Source organism: Curtobacterium sp. VKM Ac-2887 (genome assembly GCF_015350935.1).
Classification (GTDB): domain Bacteria; phylum Actinomycetota; class Actinomycetes; order Actinomycetales; family Microbacteriaceae; genus Curtobacterium.
On the sequence record NZ_JADKSB010000021.1, the window covers coordinates 1 to 18,481 of the forward strand.

An 18,481-nucleotide genomic window follows, 5' to 3' on the forward strand; every position below is an offset into this window, starting at 1 on the left:
CAATCACCACCGACCACACACCGGCCTCGGCGGCCAAACCCCATCAGATCGCGTTCACAACCTCACGGGGAACTACATCTAGGCCTCGCGTCGAACCCGGGTAACGGGTACCGGGTGCGCGCAGCCCTCGCCCTGTGCGGAGCACTGCCGGCGGGCATGCGAGTGCAGATCCTCCGCGACGAGTACGCCGCTGAGACCCGCAAGCACGCCATGCCCAGCTTCTTCTTCCTGCAGATGGAAACCTACGGCCGCCAACTCACGCGCCGGGACGACCTCGACGACGACACTCGTGCCGCGATCGCCGCGGCACGCACCATGCTCACCCGGTGGGAACGCAGAACAGGCGGCATCCCGCAGGACTCGTCTATGTCGGGCGTGACTGTCTTCGGTCTCACCCTCGGTCTGATGGTCTCCGCGACCTTCGTCTACTTGGCGGTGGCGGGCTTCATCCACGTTCCCGAGTTCCCCGTCCCGGGGTTGGGGGAGTAGATGCTGACCTGGCTTTGGTTGCTGTTCCTCGCCGCCGGCGTTGCGACGATCATCGTCGGTGCTCGCCGTGCGACAGACGCCGATGGACGCATCCCCCGCGGGAGCGAGCCGTGGCGTGCGGTGTTCACCGGGCTTGGCCTGTTCGTAATCGGTCAGGTGTTCCTGATCGTCGATGGCGCCATGCACGGCGACGTCGGCCGGTCGGTGTCGGGCGCGGTGGCGTTCCTGTTGCCCGTGGTCACCACTGTGTACGTAGTCCGCCGAAACCGGAAGCGGCAGAAGTGAGCGCCGGTCGGAAGGTATCCGAGGAGGTGGCCGGTGATGAGTGATCGCGACCGTAAACGCTCTCTGGTCCGAGGTGGGGTGCTCATCGCACTCGCCATCGCGATGGTGCTCGTGACCATCAACACCATCGTGCGGGGCCCGTTCGGAGATGCCGGCGCGTGGGTGGTGACAGTGGTGTTTGTCCAGGTGTTGACTGTGCTGCTGCTCGCAGCACTCGGCTGGTCCGATCTTCGCGGACCACGTGACCGCCGTGGGCGAAGAGACTGACGCTAACACCGGGCAACCCGCTGCGAGACAGTTGCGGTTGGTAGAATCGTTCACGAGCAGGGGAGCCCTGATGAGCATCAGCACCACGCACCGAACCACCGGCAAGGCCGACGTCGACGAACGTCGCCGCCGTGTCGAGGCCGCCGCGCACAGCGGGGAGATGGAAGGCCTGACGATCACGCCGGCCACCCGTGGGGATGCCGAGGACTACGTCGCCGGGACGATCAGCTCCACCGAGCTCGTGCGTCGCGTCCGTGCTCGCTACGGGCTCCGCTGAGCGTCGTCGCATAGGAGTCGGTGTGAACGCACACGACCCATACATCGACCCGGACACGGGGATCCTCCGCAACCTCGTCGGCGCTCGAACGCAGGCTGAACTCGACCGCGCTGAGGCCGACCTCACCGCTGTCCGCGCCATCGAGCTGATCGACCGTCCGCCGGCGCCGACCGGTGACCTGGATGAGCTCCGCGGCATTCACCGGGCACTGTTCCAGGACGTCTACGACTGGGCGGGAGAGACCCGGACGATCGACATGCGCAAGAACGTCGACGGCGCCGAGCTGTTCCTTCCGCAGTTCCAGATCGAGCGCGCAGCAGGGTTCGCCGCCGAAGAGCTCCGCGCCGACAACATGCTCCGCGGCCTCGACCGCGACCGGTTCGTGGACCGGCTGGCCTACCACTACGACCAGTTCAACTACATCCACCCAGCCCGCGAGGGGAATGGGCGAACCGGCCGACTGTTCTGGGACCGTGTGAGCCGCGACGCCGGCTACGCTCTCGACTGGCGCGACGTCGCCGGCCGGGAGAACGACCACGCGTCCCGCACCGCGTCCGAACAGGGCGACCTCACCCCGCTGCGGAGCATGTTTGATCGCATCGCCGTTCCCCTCGAGCGCGGCAACGACGAACGGACCACCCGCTTCGATCGACTCGCGATCCACCGACGACCGCGCGAGCACGACGACCGAGAACTCGACTTCGACCGGTGAGCGGCCGCACCCCACTCAGCGCCGCGGAACGGTTCTGGTCCCACGTCGTCCAGGGACCGACACCGACGGACTGTTGGATCTGGACGGGAGCGGTAGGTGACGACGGCTACGGCCGATTCTGGCTGCCGCAGCCCGACGGCGGTCAGCGCGCCATGCGGCCGCAACGCTGGCTCTACGAACACCTGACTGGTACGGCGCTGACCCCGTCGACGCTGCTGCTGCACGCGTGCGACGTGCCGCTGTGCGTCCACGTCGACGCCGACCTGTCGGTGTCGCACCTAGCACCCGGAACGCATCGGGGGAACATGCTCGAGCGGGTGCAGCGCGGCCGCCACCGAAACGCATCGACGGCGCTCCGCACGATCAGCTTCCCCCGCTCAGAACGCGTCCGGTTGTCGCGTGAGCTCCGTGAGGCGTTCCGGGACCACGGGTGGGACGGCGACGCGGTGCGTGCGTGCAAGACAGGGATCACGGCCACCACACCAACGTTGTGGTGAGCATCGCTGTCGGTCGCCGGCAGTAGCGTCACCGCAACCGACGAGGGGACACCGACCATGACCAACTACGCACCGTCCCAGTGGGCGCCGCAGCAGCCGACCTACCTGCCACGCCGAGGGACGACCGTGTCCCGCTGGAGCGTCTTCCTCGGCATCCAGTCGATCCTGTTCGGCCTCATCATCCCCATCCCGGTCCTGGCGATCGTGTTCGGCATCGCCGGGCTCGCCCGTGGCACGGACGTGCCCGGCCGTGCCACCGCCGGCATCGTGCTCGGCTGGTCATGCTTGACGTTCTGGGGCGGCTTCATCGCCCTCTGCGTGTGGTGGTGGGCGACCAGTCGAATCTAACGGCCACAGCCAACGACGCAGCCCCCGACCACATGTGGTCGGGGGCTGCGTCGTTCGTTCGATTCGCGTCTGTCCGTTACGCGGCGTACGACTCGGTACCGGCCTCAACCGGGCTGCCGCCGCTATCGGCCTGCGCCTCGTCGGTGACGTCGTCGCTGCTCGTCTCGGCGGCGGGTGCGGCCTTGGTCTTGGCTCGCTTCACGTCGCGGACGGAGATCCCGAGACGTTCGGCGACTTCGTCGCGCGTGACCTTGGTGTCGAGCATCCGGCCGATGATCGTCTGTGAGCGCTGTTCCGCTTCGACGACCGCGGCGGCGGCCTCGTCGCGGATCTTCTGGATGCGCGCTTCGGCGTCCTCATTGATCCCGTCGACGGCGTCGGCCGCGACGAAGTATTCGGCGGCGAGCTCTTCGAGCTGTTCCTGCCGGCGGCGGAACTCCGCCGCCCGTTCCACGGCCCGCTCGCGTGCGGCCTTGCGCGCGGCAGCCTGCTTCCCTGACGTCCGAACCTGAGCCATCTCGTTCCCCAATCCCTAACGGCCACCACCCGTCCGATTCGGGCGGCACCGCCCTACCGACGGTGCATGCGGCGCTCCTGTCATCGCCCAGCCTACCGCGCGCCAGCGGCGCGGACGGTGACAGTCATCGACCCGGATGCTGCCGGCCCGACGCTCCTCGTTCCTCGTCGCTGGCCGCAGCTCCCGGTCTCCACCTGTCTACCGCGGTCGTTTCCGACCTGCCCCGTCTCTCTCCCTGAGGACTGCGCTCGTTCCTCACCCAGTCCTCAGGTCATCAACGCGTCACACCTCTGGCATTACAAATGAATGAGGGTAGACTCGGCCCATGTTGACCGCGTCGGGGGCCGAGGTACACGCCACCACGGCGACCATCGGCGGGCTCTCGCAGGGCGGTGTCCGCGCATGATGACGATGCACGTCCTGTCCGCTGGCGACGGGTACACGTACTACACCTCCGAGGTCGCAACCGGGGACGCACGCCGCGACCACGACCGCGAGCTCGGCGACTACTACACCGCCGACGGCAACCCTCCCGGCCGCTGGATGGGCGGCGGGACAGAAGTCCTTGGCGTCTCCGGGACCGTCACCGAGGCGCAGATGAAGGCGCTCTTTGGTGAGGGATTGCACCCCGACGCGGACCGCATCATCGAGGAAGCGATCGCTGACGGGAAGACTGCTAAGCAGGCGCAGGAGGCCGCGAAACTCGGCCGGTCGTACTACGCGTACAAGGCCGACGAGAACTCGCTGCAGGGGCGCATCCAGGCCGGCTACGACACGTTCCAGCGGGTCAATGCGCACGAACCCGACGCTGAGGAGCGCCGTCTGATTCGCGCCCGCGAGGGTGCGCAGGCGTTCCGCGACGCGAAGGGACGGGAGCCGTCCGATAAGGAAGAGCTCGGGAAGTTCATCACCGCTGCCACCCGTCCGAACCAGCAGGCTGTTGCCGGGTTCGACCTTGTCTGCTCACCCCCGAAGAGTGTGTCTGTGCTGTGGGCGCTCGGCGACGAGGACACCAGGAAGGCGATCGAGGCGGCGCAGGACACTGCCGTCCGCGACACCATCGCCTACCTCGAGCAGCACGCACTCGCGACCCGCGCCGGTACGAACGGTGTCGCACAGCTCGCCGTCGAAGGCGGAATCACAGCGACGGTGTTCCGCCACTTCGAGTCCCGCAACGGCGACCCGCAGCTGCACGATCACGTGGTGATCGCCAACAAGGCGAAGGGCTCCGACGGGAAGTGGCGGACCGTCGATTCGAAGCTGATGTTCCGCGAGGCCGTCGGCGCCTCGGAGTTCTTCAACGCCACCATCGTGTCCGAGGTGTGCGAACGGCTCGGCGTGACCAGCGTTGCCCGGGAGCCGTCTCCGGGGAAGCGATCGGTGATGGAGATCGCGGGCGTGAACCCCGACGAGATCGACATGTTCTCCTCCCGGTCCGCCACCATCCGACAGACCACGGAACGCCTCGTCGCGGAGTATCAACGAGACCACGGCCGCGCTCCGGACGACAAGGCACGGATCAAGCTCGCGCAGCAGGCGACGTTGGAATCCCGCCCACAGAAGGAGCACGTCCGCTCCCCGCAGGCCACCCGCGAAGCAGCGCAGGCCCGCGTCGACCCCGCCCGAGTCGCCACGATCGTCGCCGACGCGCGAGCGATCGCGCAGCAGCAGAGCACCACCGAGCGCACGCCGATCGACGTCCGGGAGGCGACTCGCCAGGTGCTCCGCGAGGTCGAGGACCGCAACGCCGTCTGGGGCGCGAACATCGTCCGCAGCCAAGCACGGCACTGGGTGTCCGAGCGGGTCCGCGATCGCGCGATCGCGCAACCGCTCGTCGACAGCATCGTCGACGCGGCGCTCCGCGACTCCGTGTCGCTCACCCCGCCGTCCCCGCACGCCGGCTTCCAACCGCTTACGAAGGGCGCCGCGGGCGAGACGCACCTCGAGCACAAGGGCAAGACGCTCTACACATCCCGGGCCATCCTCGCCGCCGAGGACGGCCTCCTCGACGCCGCGCGCACCCGCACCATGCGCCCCATCGAGATCGACGTGTTCGAGCGTGCGGCCGCAGCACACGAGGGCCCCCTCGACGCTGGGCAGCGGGACCTCGCCCGTGCGTTTGCGACATCGGACCTGGAGCTCGTCGCCGGGATCGGACCGGCCGGCGCCGGGAAGACCACCGCGCTGCGGCTCGCAGCCGACGCCCTCGACGCCGGCGGCGTCCGCATGATCGGACTCGCCCCATCCGCGCCGGCAGCGTCGGTGCTCTCCGACGCCGTCGGCATCGAGGCGACCACCCTGCACGGCTTCCTCGTCGCCCACCAGCAGGACGAGGTCCCCGAGAAGTACGCCCTCCACCCAGGCGACGTGATCGTGGTCGACGAGGCCGGCATGGCCGGCACCCGTCGCCTCCGCGACGTCCTCGAACTGGCGCAGGAACACGGCGCACACGTCCGCCTGATCGGTGACGATCGGCAGCTCTCCGCCGTCGAAGCAGGCGGCGCGCTCCGGCTCATCGACCGTGAAGTGGGATCCGTCCGCCTCGAGCACGTGCACCGGTTCCGGGACGCTGCCGAGGCCGACGCGTCGCTGCGGCTCCGCGATCCGCTGCGCCCCGGGGACCCGTTCGCCTGGTACCAGGAGCACGGCCGCATCGTCGGCGGGTCGATGGAGAAGATGACGGACCTGGTGTTCCAGGACTGGCAGCACGACACCGCCGCCGGCGTCGACTCCCTCATGCTCGCCCCGACCGCGGACAGCGTCGCCGAGCTCAACGCCCGCGCGCAGGCGTTCCGGATGACCGGCGGCGACGTCGACACGACCCGGTCCGTTGACCTCCGCGACGGCCTGTCGGCGCACGTCGGCGACCTGGTGGCCACCCGACGCAACGAATCGTCTCTGCGGATCCAGAACGGCCGAGACCGGGTCAAGAACGGTGACCTGTGGCACGTCACCGCCGTCGGCGATGACGGTTCCCTGACGGTGGCCCACAAGCAGCACGGCGCACCCGTGGTTCTGCCCGCCGGCTACGTCGCTCAGCACGTCGAACTTGGCTACGCCCGCACCATCAGCCGCTCCCAGGGCCTCACCACGGAACGCACCCACGTGCTCGGCACCGCCGCGATGAGCCGCGAGGACGCTTACACCGCCCTGTCCCGCGGGAAGGAGCGCAACGAGCTGTACCTGGTGCTCGAGGACGCGGAGACCGTCCCCGACGCCCTCGAGCAGATCGCGGACCGCTCCGAACGGCTCCTGTCCGCCCACGAGACCATCCGCGTCGAACAGGACCGCGTCGACGACGTCGTCACCCTCATTGATGAGCACGCGTACGTCGCCGAACGCGCCGACGAGATCCGCGCCGGCGCCATCGTCGAACGTGCCCTCGGTGACGAGCTCGCCACGTCCCTCGAGGGGCAGGAATCGTGGGGCGCCCTCGCCGCGTCGCTCCGCCACGCAGAGGACTACGGCCACGACCCCATCAAGACCCTCCGCGACGCATACGGACAGCGCGAGCTCGCCACCGCAGACGACGTGCCGGCGGTGCTGCACTGGCGCATCGAGAAGGCCCTCGAGGGCATCGACCAGCCCATCGTCCGCGTCGTCGATCGACCCGCCGTCGACGGGGTGCCGGCGTGGATCGCTGACGGCCGCCGCCACCAGGACGAACTCCTCCCGACCGAGTGGCGCGACCACCTCGCCGAGCGGCACCACTACATCGGTGCCCGACTGAAGGAACGCGGCGCTGCCCTCGCCCTCGAGCAGCCAGCGTGGACGCAAGGCCTCGGACGGCTCCCGTCCGAGCCGTGGCGGATGTTCGACTGGCACCGCACCGCGGCCGAGGTCGACGTCCTCCGCACCAAGTACCGCATCGACCCGTCCGAACCGCAGGCCGTCCCGGAGATGCTTCGCGGGAACCCAGTCGCCGACCACCTGCAGGAACGCGTGACCGCGCTCCACAAGGCAGCCGCGCTGTCGACCGCGCCGGAAGTGGAACCGTCGACGCGGGAGCACTACCAGCAGCACGCACAGGAGGTCGCCGGAACCGCACGTCAGGCGATCCTCGACCGCGCGCAGACGCAGATCCAGGACGCAACGACCGCAGCACGCCGAATCACCTCGGAAGGAAGCATCATGAGCGACCCCATCGACGACACCCTCGACCACGTCGGCCGCCACGCTGGCCGCGCCGGCCAGACCGTCGCGAACGAGCTTGGCCGCACCCTGCAGCGCGCCAACGACGAACGTCGCCGGCAGCAGCAGGACGCCCAACGGAAGGCAGAACGTGACGCCGAGTACGCCGCCCGCGACGCCCAGCGCAAGGCCGACCGCGAACGGCAGCAGGCTGAGCGCGCTGCCGCCCGCCACGCTGGCGACCCGGCGACTATGCCGAAGTGGGAACGCGACGCCACGAACATGCCGCCAGCCACCGCGGACGGCATCACGCCGGCATGGGAACGCGACGCAACAAACCAGCCGCCCGAGCAGTACACCCGTCACACCGACGGCACGGCCGCGCCGGCACCTGCGGCACGTGAGCAGGACGCCCCCACCCAGCAGCAGTCGTCGCCGGCAGTGGAGCAGCAGCACCGGGAGCAGCAGCTGCGCGATCAGCAGCACCGCGAACGGGAGCAGCAGCGCACTCACGACCTTGAGCGCGGCGGCGACGAACGAGAGCGGTAGCCAACGCATGCTCAAACTCCGGCCGGTGTTCCAAACGCAGGACTATCGGAGCCCGTTCGACCTCACCATCGAGGGGTACACCAACCGGTGGTGGGACCTCCGTCGTTCCCGTATCGGCGACTCCCACTACGACTGGTTCGTTTTCGATGAGGGCGGCACCGAGGTGGCCCGCGCCGAGGCCGACCCGGACGCGCGGATCGAGTCTGACTATGTAGGACTCACAACACCGCGGGACGTGGTCGACGTCATCTTCTTTGAAGTGCGTTCCGAGTACCGCCGACGCGGAATCGGGACCGATGCAGCAGCGCTCCTTGTCGACCAGTACCCAGACCGTGACCTGATCGCGTTCTCTGAGCAAGCTGACGAGTTCTGGACGTCATCCGATTGGTCTCTACATCAACGCGTCGACGGCGACCGTGCCTACCGGCCACTGTTCGTGCATCACCACATGAGGGAGTGACGATGACAACGACCCCACCCCGATGGCGTGTTCTGCTGGACGCAGTGTTCGCACCACAGCTTGACGCCCTTGGGGTTGAGCCAGTACCAGCGGACAAGAACCGGACCGGCCTGCGGGTCGCCGTGTGGATCGCGATCGTCGGACTCTTCCTCCTGGGATGGGGTGCTGGCACCGGCGCCGCGATCGCCACCCTGTTCGGCTGGGTACCGAACCCACCACCTCTGACGAACGACCCAGTGAGCCTGCAGACGCAAGTCACGCACATCGCCTCACAGCTGCTCGTGGCCAGCTTCGCGGGCTGGGCGATGTTCGCATGGAAGCGCCCCCGCAGGCCGATTCCGTTCTCGCACGGCCTTGCAACCGTGCCGGTCTACATCCTGACGATGGCGCTCGGGTTCATTCTCGTCGGTGTGGTCTCCACCGTGCTGCAGCTTCCCCAGCACGATTACCCCTGGGCACCCGTGTCTGCTGGCCCCGCGTTCGCGCTCGCCACAATCGACAGCGCCCTCCCGGGCCCGGCGGAAGAGCTTGCTCTCCTTGGCCTCGTCGTGGTCGGTCTGCGCAGAGCGGGCTACTCCTGGGGAATCGTCTACCTGGTGGCCATCGCTGTCCGCGTCCCGTTTCACCTCTACTACGGGTGGGGTGCGATCGCGATCGCGGTGTGGCCCGCGATCGCGGTGTACCTCTACCGACGGTCCGGTGCGATCTGGGGCCTGGTGGTTGGCCATGCACTCTGGGATCTCACGTCTTTCCTGACCGTGCACACGCAGTGGCCTGCAGTTGAGCTCCGGATGGAGGCTGCCGGAATCGGCGCGGTAGTTCTCCTGTTCATTCTGCTCAAGCGGGTGCCGGCACCCGCGACAGCTCTGCCACCGCCCGCTGGCTAATCCACCGCACGTGCAACGGCCCGGTACCTATCTGGAAGGTGCCGGGCCGTTATTCGTCGGGGTCGCTACAACGTCCATCCGTTCGTCGGTGTGGCGACCGTGAGGAACGGCGTCTGCTTCGGCGTGCCATCGCCGTGGTGTTCCTTCGGCGTGCAGAACCGCAACGGCCCTCGTGCACGGTCGAAGACGCGAGAGGCGTGGTGGTCCCAGTGATGAATCCACCACTGCGACAACGCCTGCCCGTCGCCGTCGCGCGCGAGCTCAACCGCCTTCCCGTGGGCAAGCCAGGAGACGTAGAGCCGCTGCACGACCTCAGGGTGTTCCCACCACCGTGGGCACCACGGGATCTCGCCGCGCTTCTCTACGCCGAACCCCTCCATCTTCGCCAGCTTCTCCACAACCCAGCGGACGAAGCCCTCCGTCTCCGCAGTGCGGTCCACCGGCGCATCGTCGTGTGGCGGTGGTGCCCCGTCCTCCGGTGGTGGCGCGTCGACATCGGAGGGCTGGGACAGGTCGGGCCAGGTATCAAACGGGCTGGACATCGCGGATCTCCTCGGTCTCTTCCACATCGCGCGCAGCCGGCTTCACGTCGCCGATGCGCTCCTTGAGCTTTTTGTCCCGGAACCACGGTGTGGTCTTGACCAGCACCGGGCGGGCGCCGGGGACGCTGATGACGGCTCGCCAGAACGGCAGCCCTTCCAGGTCGCCGGCGGTCATGATCGGCCGTACCTGGGTGCTGGTCGACGTCGACCGATTGTTGCTGCCGGCGGAGTACGACTTGGTGACTTCCTTGAACGTCCCGATGCTGTCGGAGAGGCGTCGGAGGAAGTCGCCCTGCGCGCTCTCGCCGCCGCCGTAGATGCGGATCCCGGCGGCGTTCCACATCGCGTTCATCGCTTCGGCGCCGAACTCCTTCACGCCCTGCGCCCAGGACTGGAAGTAGGACGACAGCGCGATGCCGTAGCCGCCGTAGTACGAGTACAGATCCGGCAGTTCTGGCCACTTCACCACGTTCGCGCACTCGTCGAGCTCCACCACGAACGGGGTCTCCAACCGGCCGCCGCTGTCCTCGGCGAGCTGCTCCGCGGCCTTACAGACCGCCCGCACCAGCGCGGTCAGGAACGCCGACGACGCGGCCGTGCCCTTTTTCGACAGCAGGATCAGCGTGTCCTTGCTCCGGACGAACGCCTCCGGGTCGAACCGGCGGATCCCGGGTGCGTTCGTCCACGCCATCGCCTGGTCGTTGCTGAGTGCACTCGCCATCCGCTGCGCGGTGGCGTAGACGCTCTTCCGGGTGCGGTCGTACTGCTCCTCCATGCCCTTCATCGCCATCGCCGCCGACGGGTCCCCGGACCGATCGAGAATGTCGAGGATCTCCCCGCCGCCAGTCTCGGTGTTCAACCAGCCGTGCACGTCCGCGAGGGTTCTGTTCGTCCGTGCCGCGGCGAGCAACGCGAACGCGAGGAGGCTCTTGCCCTGCGGGTCGAACTGCGCGTCGGTCTTCGCCCCCTTGGGCTTCGTCGCGGTCTCGAAGATCTCCGCGAGCTCGTCCGCGTCGTCGCGGGTGCGGATCCCCATCAGCGGGTTGAAGACGAAGTCCGGGCGGGTGTCTTTCCGGTAGATCCGCTGCGGGTCGAACACCCACGCGGTGCTCTCGGGCCTGCCCGCGATGATCTCCCGCACCCCGTCGATGCGGCGGGAGGTGAACATCGCAGCTCCCGGGGCGTTGACCATCTTCGGGATCACCTGGCCGCTGGTCTTTCCGCGTCCTGGCCCCATCAACGCCATGCACGTGTCACGCCACCCCTGGAAGATCGGCCCACCGTGTACGAGGGTGCCCACCTGCTGCCCGGGGGCAAGGCCCACCGCGTTCGGGTGCAGTCGCAGTGCTTCTTTCCGTCTGGCCGGGTACTTCGCCGCGCGAATGTCGTTGCGGTGCAGCATCTTCGACTGCAGGTGATCCATCGCCCCATTGCCGGCCTTCCGGACTGCCAGCAACACCGCGGCCGCGATCACCACCACCACCGCGGCGATGAGCAGCGCAGTACCCCACCACGGCCACTGGAACTGTTCGATCGCGGTCTGGAACGGGTCGGGTGTCGTCGTCTTCATCAGTTGCTCCCCTTGCTCGTGCACCCCGTCAGGATGCGATTCAGTGCGCCCTCATCTGCGGTCGCGATCGACAGCCGCCACTTCGTGGCCACGGTCACGAACGACGCCGCGTAGCTGCAGGCGTCGCCAGTGTTCGCCGGCATCCACTCCGCGGGCCCGAAGTCGGACTTCTCTTCGTTCGCGGGCCCGTCGACGGCGACGAGGTTCGCCGCCTGGTCGTTGGCGAACCGCTCCCGCTCCTCGGGCGTCCACGACGCGGCGCCGTGCCGCCACGCGTAGGCGAGCGGGACGCGGTGGTCGATCTGCACGGCCAGGCTCGACGTGTTCCCCCGCTCGAAGACGATCGTGCGACCCGTGTACGGGTCGTGGAGCGTCCCGGAGAGCACCACGCACCCGTTGGTGCCCGGCTTCGTCACGACGGCCGTGAGGTCGCGCCGGAGCACGTCGTTGCGTGTGTCGCAGCCGTTTCGGTCGGTGTCGGCCCACGCCTGCCCGAACGCGTCCCGGTCGTAGCGTGCCGGCACGTACGCATCCGATACCGGCAGTGCGCGGAGATCCTGCAGCGCATCTGCCACCTGGGCCGCGGACACCGTGCTCGAAGCCGATGGCTGCGCCGTGGACGGTGTGGGCAGGCTGTCGCCGGTGGCGACGTCCTGGTGCACGTACGGGGCGGCGATCGCGGCGACGCCGGCGGCCGCGATTAGGAGCGCCGCGGTGACGAGCTGCTGCTGCGTGCGGCGTCTCATTGAGGGTCCCCTTCCCGGTCCATAGCTTCTGCGACGATTTGCCGGACGCGGCGCCGGGACAGCCCGGACGCTTCCGCAGCTCCCCGCTGGCCGAGGACCTCGACCGCGGCGACGATCACCGCGTCACGGTCCCGTCGGGCTTCCTGGTACGTATCGACGACGTCGCGCACCGTTCCCGCGACCGTTGCAACGGAACGACTGAATCCGGGCATCGTCACCACATCCGAACAGTCAGCGGCTCGGACCCGTCCGGGTCGACGACCTGGAACGGACGCGCGCCGAGCTGCTCGAACGGGGTCCGCTCGAGCAGGGTGTGCACCTCGGCGTTCATCCACGTGAGGATCTGCGCCAGCGTGTGATGCGGGGCGGGGTCCTGCAGCGTTGACACGACTCCCGCACCGGCGGTGAGGGCCCACGTGTCTTTGGCGCACTGCACGGCCGTCAAACGGGCGGTGGCGGCGTCTGCGGGGCTGTCGTCGACAACGCGGTGCGAGAGGGTGTTCTGCCAGGACACTCGGAACCCGCGGAGGTCCAACCGGCCGCCGGTGAGCGGCACCTGCCAGGCCGGAACGTCTGGTCCTGTCCAGAGCGCCACGGCGGGCACGTCTCGCAGGCCCCGCGCGTCGAGCTCTCTGCCGGTCGCGAAGCGGAGCACCGGTTCTGCCGGCACGAGTGCGTCGACCTGGTCGAGGACCTCAGCGACACTGCCGAAGCGGCGCTCGAGCGTCGCGGCGTGCTGGTAGCGGCCGTCCGCGCCGAGGTGGACGACGTCGACCGTGTCACCGTCGACGAGTGCGACGACGTCGGGCGGGGTCTCCCGCTCGAGCGGGGAGAACATCGCCCCGTGCTGCGCGGTCCAGCCGTTCCACGTCACCACGGTTCCCGCCTCGAGCACGTCGAGGTCCTCGAGCGTCACCGCGGCCGCGTCCAACCGGGCACCCACGGCGGTCACGACCGGAACCCGTTGCGCTGGTCGATGACTGCCCACACGGCTGCCGTGAGCAGTGCTGCGACGACGGCGACAAGGGCGCCGGCGTAGAGGAACCCGGATGGTGTCCAGGCGGCCTGCCATGCGCCGTCGGCCGCGTGCGCGCCGAGGAAGGCACGGCTGACCCTGGCGGCGAACAGCAGCGCGAACACCCACATGGTGACGCCGGCGGCGAATCCGACTGTGGTGTTCCGGCCGAGGATCAGCAGCCGCCGCGGCCACGGGGACCGGGGCGGGGTCTGGTGGAGGTGTCCGGTGCTCATGGTGTGCTCCTTCGCGGGGTCGGTACGTGGGTGGTGTGTGGTTAGAGTCCGTCGACGGGGCGCCAGACCTGGTCGTTGGGGGTGCCCCAGACCTTTTGGATCTTCACGACGTCGCCGGGCTTCGGAGCGGCGATCATCATGTCGCCGCCGAGGCTGATGCCGACGTGCCAGGCGTCGTTACCGCCCCAGAAGATGAGGTCGCCGGGCTGCGCTTCGGAGAGGGGGTGCATCTGCCCTCGAGCGACGCCGTTGCGCCACTGGGTGGTCGCGGAGTGGCCGGCGTCGATGTTGATACCGATCTGCGCGTAGGCGACCTTGGTCAGCCCGGAGCAGTCCCACACGTTCGGTCCGGCGCCGCCGAGGACGTAGTCCTCACCGAGCTGCTCCTTGGCGAACCCGATGACCTGGTTGATCTTGTCCGCGTGCGGCCCGGTCGCCTTCTGCTCGCCTGGTGCGAGTGCGGTGTTCCCGACACCGCCGCTGGCAGCGCCGGCACTCGCGCCGGCGGTGCAGGTCGCCCCTTCGGTGGTCTGCGAGATCGTGGAGACGGTCACGCCGGAGAGGGCGTTGAGCATCTCGACCGCGTAGGCCGACTTCGTCGCGTATGCGTCGGGGAATGCGGACCCCTCGACTGCTTGCGCGGCTTCACCCGGCGCCATGCTGTCCCAGCCGGGGACCTTCACGAGGCGTTCGTAGAACAGGTTGATCGCGTAGTCGATGTCCGTGACCTGCGCCAGGGTGCCCCACCCCATCGAGGGGCGCATCTGGAACAGGCCGGCGGAGTCGCGGTCGCCGCCGGAGAGGTTGTTGAGGGTGGACTCGGTCATCGCAGCCATGAGCGCGGTCTGCTGCGCGTGCCGAGTCAGGCCCCGCTCCTTGCCGATGGAGATGATCGCCGCGGCGTTCTTCACCTGGTCGCCGGAGTACGGGCCGACCTTCGCCGGCAGGGTGCCCTTCTGCACCGACACGGCGGTCCCGGACACGGTCCCGGCTGCACCGCAGGTGGCGGCCGCGGCCTGGTCGTCGTCACCGGCGCCGGTGATGATGGTGAACAGCACCACCACGACCACGACGATGCCGATGATCGGCGCGAGTGCGAGGAGTGCGAGCATCCCGCCCTTGCCGCCCATGACCTACTCCTGCCCGCCGGCGTTGATGTAGGACACCAACCACGGATCCGCGGCAGTGTCCCGGTGCAGCGTCACCGTCACCGGACCACCCTGGGCGGCGGTGAACTGGTACGCGCGGTCCGCTGTCGTCTGCTGGTCCCCGACCGGGGTCCCGTCGTCGTGGATGCCGGCGCAGGGCACGTTGCCCGGGCGCACGGCCGAGTACAGCTGCCACGCGTCCGGCGTCAGGTACGGGGTGAGGGAGCGCTGCCAGGTGTTCTTCGATGCGGTGGGCTGGCAGAACCGGTCCGCGACCGTGTGCGCCACCTCCCCACTCGAGGGCGCAGCGGAGCGCGTCGGGATCGGCGTCGACGACGCGGCCGCACGGCCGTGGCCACGCTGCTGCAAGTGAGCGGCGATGATGATCACCGCGACCGCGATCGCGACGACGCCGATGATGGCGAATGCGATCAGGATCCGCTTCCGCGTCATGGCGCCACCACCAGCCACACCACGATCGGGACAACCACGACGGGCGAGAGCAGCAGGGCGAGGTCCAGCCACCGCCCGCTGGCGGGCTCCCCCCACTGTGCGGTGCATCCACCGGGCACTCGCTGCGATCGGAGGCACATCTGGTTCAGAGCCCCTTTGCCACGGCGGCGCCGGCGGCGAGCCATGCGAGCTTGGTGGGCTCCTGCAGGGCGTCGTAGTTGATGATCCGGGCCTTGAGCCCGGCGTCGTACGGGATCGTCAGCACGTCGCGGCCGAGGCCGGCGTCCCGGAACCGGCGCACCTGCTCGGCAACCTTCTGCGGCTTCACGTCGCTGGTCTCCACCCCGACGATCACGACGGCCTTCTCGGCGAGCTCCCGGTAGCGGCCGCCGGCGTCGACGAGCTGCTCGAGCAGGAGCGCTGCGGACTCGCAGAACTTGTCGTCGGTGGTCGTCGGGACGACGAGCTGATCCGTGCGGTCAAGGCCCGCGAGCCACATCGGGTCGGTCTCGTCGTTGCCGGAGTCGATGAGGACGAGCCGGTAGAACTTCGTCAGCACCTTGTGCACCCGGTCCACCGTTTCGGCGCCGAACCGCTGCGCGGAGGCGAGGATGTCCGGCTTGGACTTCAGGACGTCGTATCGGTCGCGGGTCTGGTGGTGGACGTACTCGGCCATGTCGGCCGAGCGTGCTTCTGTGCCGAGGAGGCGGTCGATTTCGGGGAGGAGGTCGAGCACGGATGCGTTGTGGTTGGCGGACTCCGTCGACCAGCCGAGGGTGCCGCGGGTCTGGTTGTTGTCCCATGCCACCGTCGGCGCTCCGGAGTGGCGGGTGAGGACGATCGACAGCAGCACCGTCGCGAGGGTCTTCCCGGCGCCGCCCTTGCCGTTGGCGACCATGATCGTGCGCGGGCCGACGTGGTGCTGGCTGACCAGGTGCACCCACTCCCGGTACAGCCTCTCCGCCGCCGACGGGGACACCTTGATGCCCATGCGGGCCAGCAGGCCTCGGAAGCCCTGCTTCGCGGGCTCTTCCACGGTCTCCTGCGTCAGGAACGACTCCCGTGCCTCACGACGTGTCACGGGGGCTTCATCAACCACCGCGATCGGCGGCGACACGGGGACGGCGGTCGGTGCTGCGGCGGTTTCCTGCCCACGGTTCGCGGCGGCCGCGCCGAGCCACGGCGACGTCGACGCCGCTGCCGGCGCCTGGCGTGCCGGCTGGACGTCGTGGCCGCCGTCGACGGTGCCGGTGACGGGGGCGATCGCGCCGTGGCCGTCGATGCTGAACAGAGTGTCCTGCCCGGTGGCGCGGTCGTGGCTGCGGACCACGACGGCGTTGCCGAGGTTCCCGGCGACGTCGCGGAGCCAGTCCATCGCGTCGGGGTAGGCGGTGTCGCCAGTGAAAGCGACGTCGCCGATGGTGAGGGTGCCTTCATCGGCGATGAGGGTGTAGTCGACGTGCACGGTGCTGTTCGGCATGAGCGGTTCGTCCTTGTCTGCTCGAGCGGATACGTACGTGGGGGTGTCAGTCGCGGAGGCGAGCGTCGGTGTCGTGGACCGCCATCTGCGTGGCGGTGCGGAGCATCTTCACGGGGATCCCGACCCGCTCGCTGATCTTCAGCAGCACCTTCCCGGCGCCGGGAGGAGCACCCTTGGCGCCCTTCTGCCGGCGGGAGCCGATCCAGTCCTTGGACTGCGAGAACGAGGCGACCATGTTGATCTCCTTCGGCGTCAACGGCCGCACCTTGCTCAGCTCGAGCAGGTCGTCCCGGCTGAGACCCATCAGCAGCAGCAGGCCGGAGCGTTCGATGAACCCCTTCGCCTTCTCCCGGTCGTCCGCGTTCGGCAGCGACAGCAGGTCCTTCGGCGAGTGCGTGATCTTCAACTCCGCGGTACCGACGGACCGGTTCGTGCGGGAGAGCCCGTCGACGAGGTCGACCATGCCCTCGCAGGCACGGATCGGGTACCAGAACTCATCCATCAGGGTCGTGTACCCGCCCCAGGTGATCTCCGGCGTGTACTGCTGGCCCTCGTCGGCGGCTTCCTGCTGCTTGCGCTTCTCGTGCTCGGCGAGCTCCCAATGCGCGTCGATCGCGTCCATGCCAAGCGACCAGGTCGACAGCATCGCCGCGGAGAGCAGCTTGGTGTTCTTCCGGCCGATCGAGGACGTGTCGAAGCAGAACCCGCCCGGGTTGCCCGGGACGAACTCGACCGAGTTGTTCCCGGAGAGCATCTGCCCCATGTCGCCGGTCATCAGCGACCGCAGCGTCTGCCCGAGTCGCTTGTACTCGGTGTGGAACTCCGCAGCGGTAGCGGTGCCGGTGCGCTGCAGCATCAGCAGCGACGGGCTGTCGAACACGCGCACCAGGTCCGCGGTCACGGCGACCTCGTGCGGGCCGGTGTGCTCGAGGATGGTGTCGACAATCGCTTCGATTGCCGTTTCCTCGTAGTCCTTGACCGGTTCCGACGTGCCGCGGCTGATCTTCACGACCAGCTTCACCAAGTCGATCGACTTCGCTCGCGCCAGGATCAGCAGCTCTTCACCGACCTTGCCGCCGATCCGGCGGGCGGCGTAGCCGAGCGGGCCAGGCGACAGCACGTTCAGCTGGTGGCGGGCGCGCGGGCCGATGGAGAACACGGTTCCGCCGAGTTCCTCGATCCACGGCACGTGCTCACCCTTGATCGGGTCGAACACCGCCGGGGTGAGACCGCGGCCGACCTGCCCACCGAGAAGTGTCTGCGCGGTGGAGGACTTACCCAGCCCGTTCAACCCGAACATGAACGCTGACGGGGACGAGATCACGTTCGCCCGGTAGAGGGCGTCGTGGTCGGTGCAGACCGCGGAGTGGGTGTTCATGTCTCGGCCGAGCGGGGACCCGTTGATCGGCCGGCCTGTGCCGGCACCGAACGGGTAAATCCCGCACACCTGCACGCTCGTTGCGAACCACCGTGGTGGCTGCGGGATCTGCTCCCACCCGCCACCACCGGGTCCGAAGAACCCCGACGGGGTCAGCGTCTGCGTCTTCGTCGAGCCGCGAGCCATCAGCGCACCTCCCGTGCTGCCATCGTGTGACCGACACCAGGCGTGCCGACGATGAACTGGTTCGGGCCGGCGTCGCCGACGCCGTACAGGGTCAGCGGGTCCAGCAGGTTCACTCGCTCCGCGGCGGAGGGACCAATCCGGACCGTCGTCCCACCGAGGACTTCCGGCCAGTACTGGACCGCGCGGGTCGGTGAGACGGTCCGCCACGACGCATGGTCGAGGTTCCCGAGGACGACCGTGGGGATGAACGCCGGGCCTGACGCGAGGCCGGTCAGCTGGTCGGCTGGGGTCGCGGTGCAGTTCACGGT

General features: G+C 68.8%; 21 protein-coding genes. 10 read left to right on the forward strand and 11 right to left on the reverse strand.

The window, feature by feature from the left end:
- The first annotated feature begins 156 nt into the window (after positions 1 to 156).
- The 7 genes from ITJ69_RS17495 to ITJ69_RS17525 all read left to right on the forward strand — a co-directional run bounded on the left by ITJ69_RS17495 (position 157) and on the right by ITJ69_RS17525 (position 2,875).
- Positions 157 to 489 (forward strand): hypothetical protein, encoded by a 333-nt coding sequence (locus ITJ69_RS17495; RefSeq protein WP_228506034.1) that lies wholly within the window; start codon positions 157 to 159, stop codon positions 487 to 489.
- On the forward strand, positions 490 to 774 hold the full coding sequence (locus tag ITJ69_RS17500; protein WP_194673474.1) for a hypothetical protein: 285 nt from the start codon (positions 490 to 492) through the stop codon (positions 772 to 774). It abuts the gene before it with no gap.
- Between the two features lie 36 nt (positions 775 to 810).
- Positions 811 to 1,041, forward strand: coding sequence for a hypothetical protein (locus tag ITJ69_RS17505; protein ID WP_194673475.1), 231 nt, complete (start codon positions 811 to 813; stop codon positions 1,039 to 1,041).
- Positions 1,042 to 1,111: 70 nt separating this feature from the next.
- Positions 1,112 to 1,318, forward strand: a complete 207-nt coding sequence (locus tag ITJ69_RS17510) for a hypothetical protein (protein ID WP_194673476.1) — start codon at positions 1,112 to 1,114, stop codon at positions 1,316 to 1,318.
- A gap of 22 nt (positions 1,319 to 1,340) precedes the next feature.
- On the forward strand, positions 1,341 to 2,030 hold the full coding sequence (locus ITJ69_RS17515; protein WP_323743144.1) for a Fic/DOC family protein: 690 nt from the start codon (positions 1,341 to 1,343) through the stop codon (positions 2,028 to 2,030).
- On the forward strand, positions 2,027 to 2,527 hold the full coding sequence (locus ITJ69_RS17520) for a hypothetical protein (RefSeq protein ID WP_194673478.1): 501 nt from the start codon (positions 2,027 to 2,029) through the stop codon (positions 2,525 to 2,527). Before ITJ69_RS17515 ends, ITJ69_RS17520 begins: the two co-directional genes overlap by 4 nt.
- Before the next feature lie 57 nt (positions 2,528 to 2,584).
- Entirely contained in the window at positions 2,585 to 2,875 is a 291-nt protein-coding gene (locus ITJ69_RS17525; RefSeq protein WP_194673479.1) for a hypothetical protein, read from the forward strand.
- A 76-nt stretch (positions 2,876 to 2,951) separates the two neighbouring features.
- Here the strand turns inward: ITJ69_RS17525 and ITJ69_RS17530 are convergent, their stop codons facing one another.
- Positions 2,952 to 3,404 (reverse strand): hypothetical protein, encoded by a 453-nt coding sequence (locus ITJ69_RS17530; protein ID WP_228506036.1) that lies wholly within the window; start codon positions 3,402 to 3,404, stop codon positions 2,952 to 2,954.
- Between the two features lie 390 nt (positions 3,405 to 3,794).
- Here ITJ69_RS17530 and mobF point away from each other — a divergent pair, with 390 nt between their 5' ends.
- The 3 genes from mobF to ITJ69_RS17545 are packed head-to-tail and all read left to right on the forward strand — an operon-like array spanning position 3,795 to position 9,419.
- On the forward strand, positions 3,795 to 8,072 hold the full coding sequence (gene mobF / locus ITJ69_RS17535) for a MobF family relaxase (RefSeq protein ID WP_228506038.1): 4,278 nt from the start codon (positions 3,795 to 3,797) through the stop codon (positions 8,070 to 8,072).
- 7 nt (positions 8,073 to 8,079) lie between these two features.
- Positions 8,080 to 8,532, forward strand: a complete 453-nt coding sequence (locus ITJ69_RS17540) for a GNAT family N-acetyltransferase (RefSeq protein ID WP_194673482.1) — start codon at positions 8,080 to 8,082, stop codon at positions 8,530 to 8,532.
- Between the two features lie 2 nt (positions 8,533 to 8,534).
- A complete protein-coding gene (locus tag ITJ69_RS17545) occupies positions 8,535 to 9,419 on the forward strand; it encodes a CPBP family intramembrane glutamic endopeptidase (RefSeq protein ID WP_194673483.1) in 885 nt (294 codons plus the stop codon).
- 65 nt (positions 9,420 to 9,484) lie between these two features.
- Here ITJ69_RS17545 and ITJ69_RS17550 read toward each other — a convergent pair whose 3' ends face one another.
- The 10 genes from ITJ69_RS17550 to ITJ69_RS17595 all read right to left on the reverse strand — a co-directional run bounded on the left by ITJ69_RS17550 (position 9,485) and on the right by ITJ69_RS17595 (position 18,478).
- Entirely contained in the window at positions 9,485 to 9,859 is a 375-nt protein-coding gene (locus ITJ69_RS17550; RefSeq protein WP_194673484.1) for a DUF4913 domain-containing protein, read from the reverse strand.
- 85 nt (positions 9,860 to 9,944) lie between these two features.
- Positions 9,945 to 11,531, reverse strand: a complete 1,587-nt coding sequence (locus ITJ69_RS17555) for a type IV secretory system conjugative DNA transfer family protein (RefSeq protein WP_194673485.1) — start codon at positions 11,529 to 11,531, stop codon at positions 9,945 to 9,947.
- Entirely contained in the window at positions 11,531 to 12,277 is a 747-nt protein-coding gene (locus ITJ69_RS17560; protein ID WP_194673486.1) for an HNH endonuclease family protein, read from the reverse strand. The genes ITJ69_RS17555 and ITJ69_RS17560 overlap by 1 nt, the downstream gene beginning before the upstream one ends.
- Before the next feature lie 214 nt (positions 12,278 to 12,491).
- Positions 12,492 to 13,229 carry a hypothetical protein gene (locus ITJ69_RS17565; RefSeq protein ID WP_194673487.1) on the reverse strand — a complete coding sequence of 246 codons (738 nt, stop codon included), beginning with the start codon at positions 13,227 to 13,229 and terminating at the stop codon, positions 12,492 to 12,494.
- Complete coding sequence (locus ITJ69_RS17570) at positions 13,226 to 13,528, reverse strand: hypothetical protein (protein ID WP_194673488.1); 303 nt, start codon at positions 13,526 to 13,528, stop codon at positions 13,226 to 13,228. The genes ITJ69_RS17565 and ITJ69_RS17570 overlap by 4 nt, the downstream gene beginning before the upstream one ends.
- A 41-nt stretch (positions 13,529 to 13,569) precedes the next feature.
- Positions 13,570 to 14,658 (reverse strand): C40 family peptidase, encoded by a 1,089-nt coding sequence (locus ITJ69_RS17575; protein WP_194673489.1) that lies wholly within the window; start codon positions 14,656 to 14,658, stop codon positions 13,570 to 13,572.
- A 3-nt stretch (positions 14,659 to 14,661) separates the two neighbouring features.
- The gene (locus tag ITJ69_RS17580; protein ID WP_194673490.1) at positions 14,662 to 15,129 is read right to left on the reverse strand and encodes a hypothetical protein; all 468 of its coding nucleotides are present in this window, start codon (positions 15,127 to 15,129) and stop codon (positions 14,662 to 14,664) included.
- A 145-nt stretch (positions 15,130 to 15,274) separates the two neighbouring features.
- Positions 15,275 to 16,609, reverse strand: a complete 1,335-nt coding sequence (locus ITJ69_RS17585) for a ParA family protein (RefSeq protein ID WP_194673491.1) — start codon at positions 16,607 to 16,609, stop codon at positions 15,275 to 15,277.
- 46 nt (positions 16,610 to 16,655) lie between these two features.
- Entirely contained in the window at positions 16,656 to 18,173 is a 1,518-nt protein-coding gene (locus ITJ69_RS17590) for an ATP-binding protein (RefSeq protein WP_194673492.1), read from the reverse strand.
- Positions 18,173 to 18,478, reverse strand: coding sequence for a hypothetical protein (locus ITJ69_RS17595; protein ID WP_194673493.1), 306 nt, complete (start codon positions 18,476 to 18,478; stop codon positions 18,173 to 18,175). The genes ITJ69_RS17590 and ITJ69_RS17595 overlap by 1 nt, the downstream gene beginning before the upstream one ends.
- Positions 18,479 to 18,481: the final 3 nt, after the last annotated feature.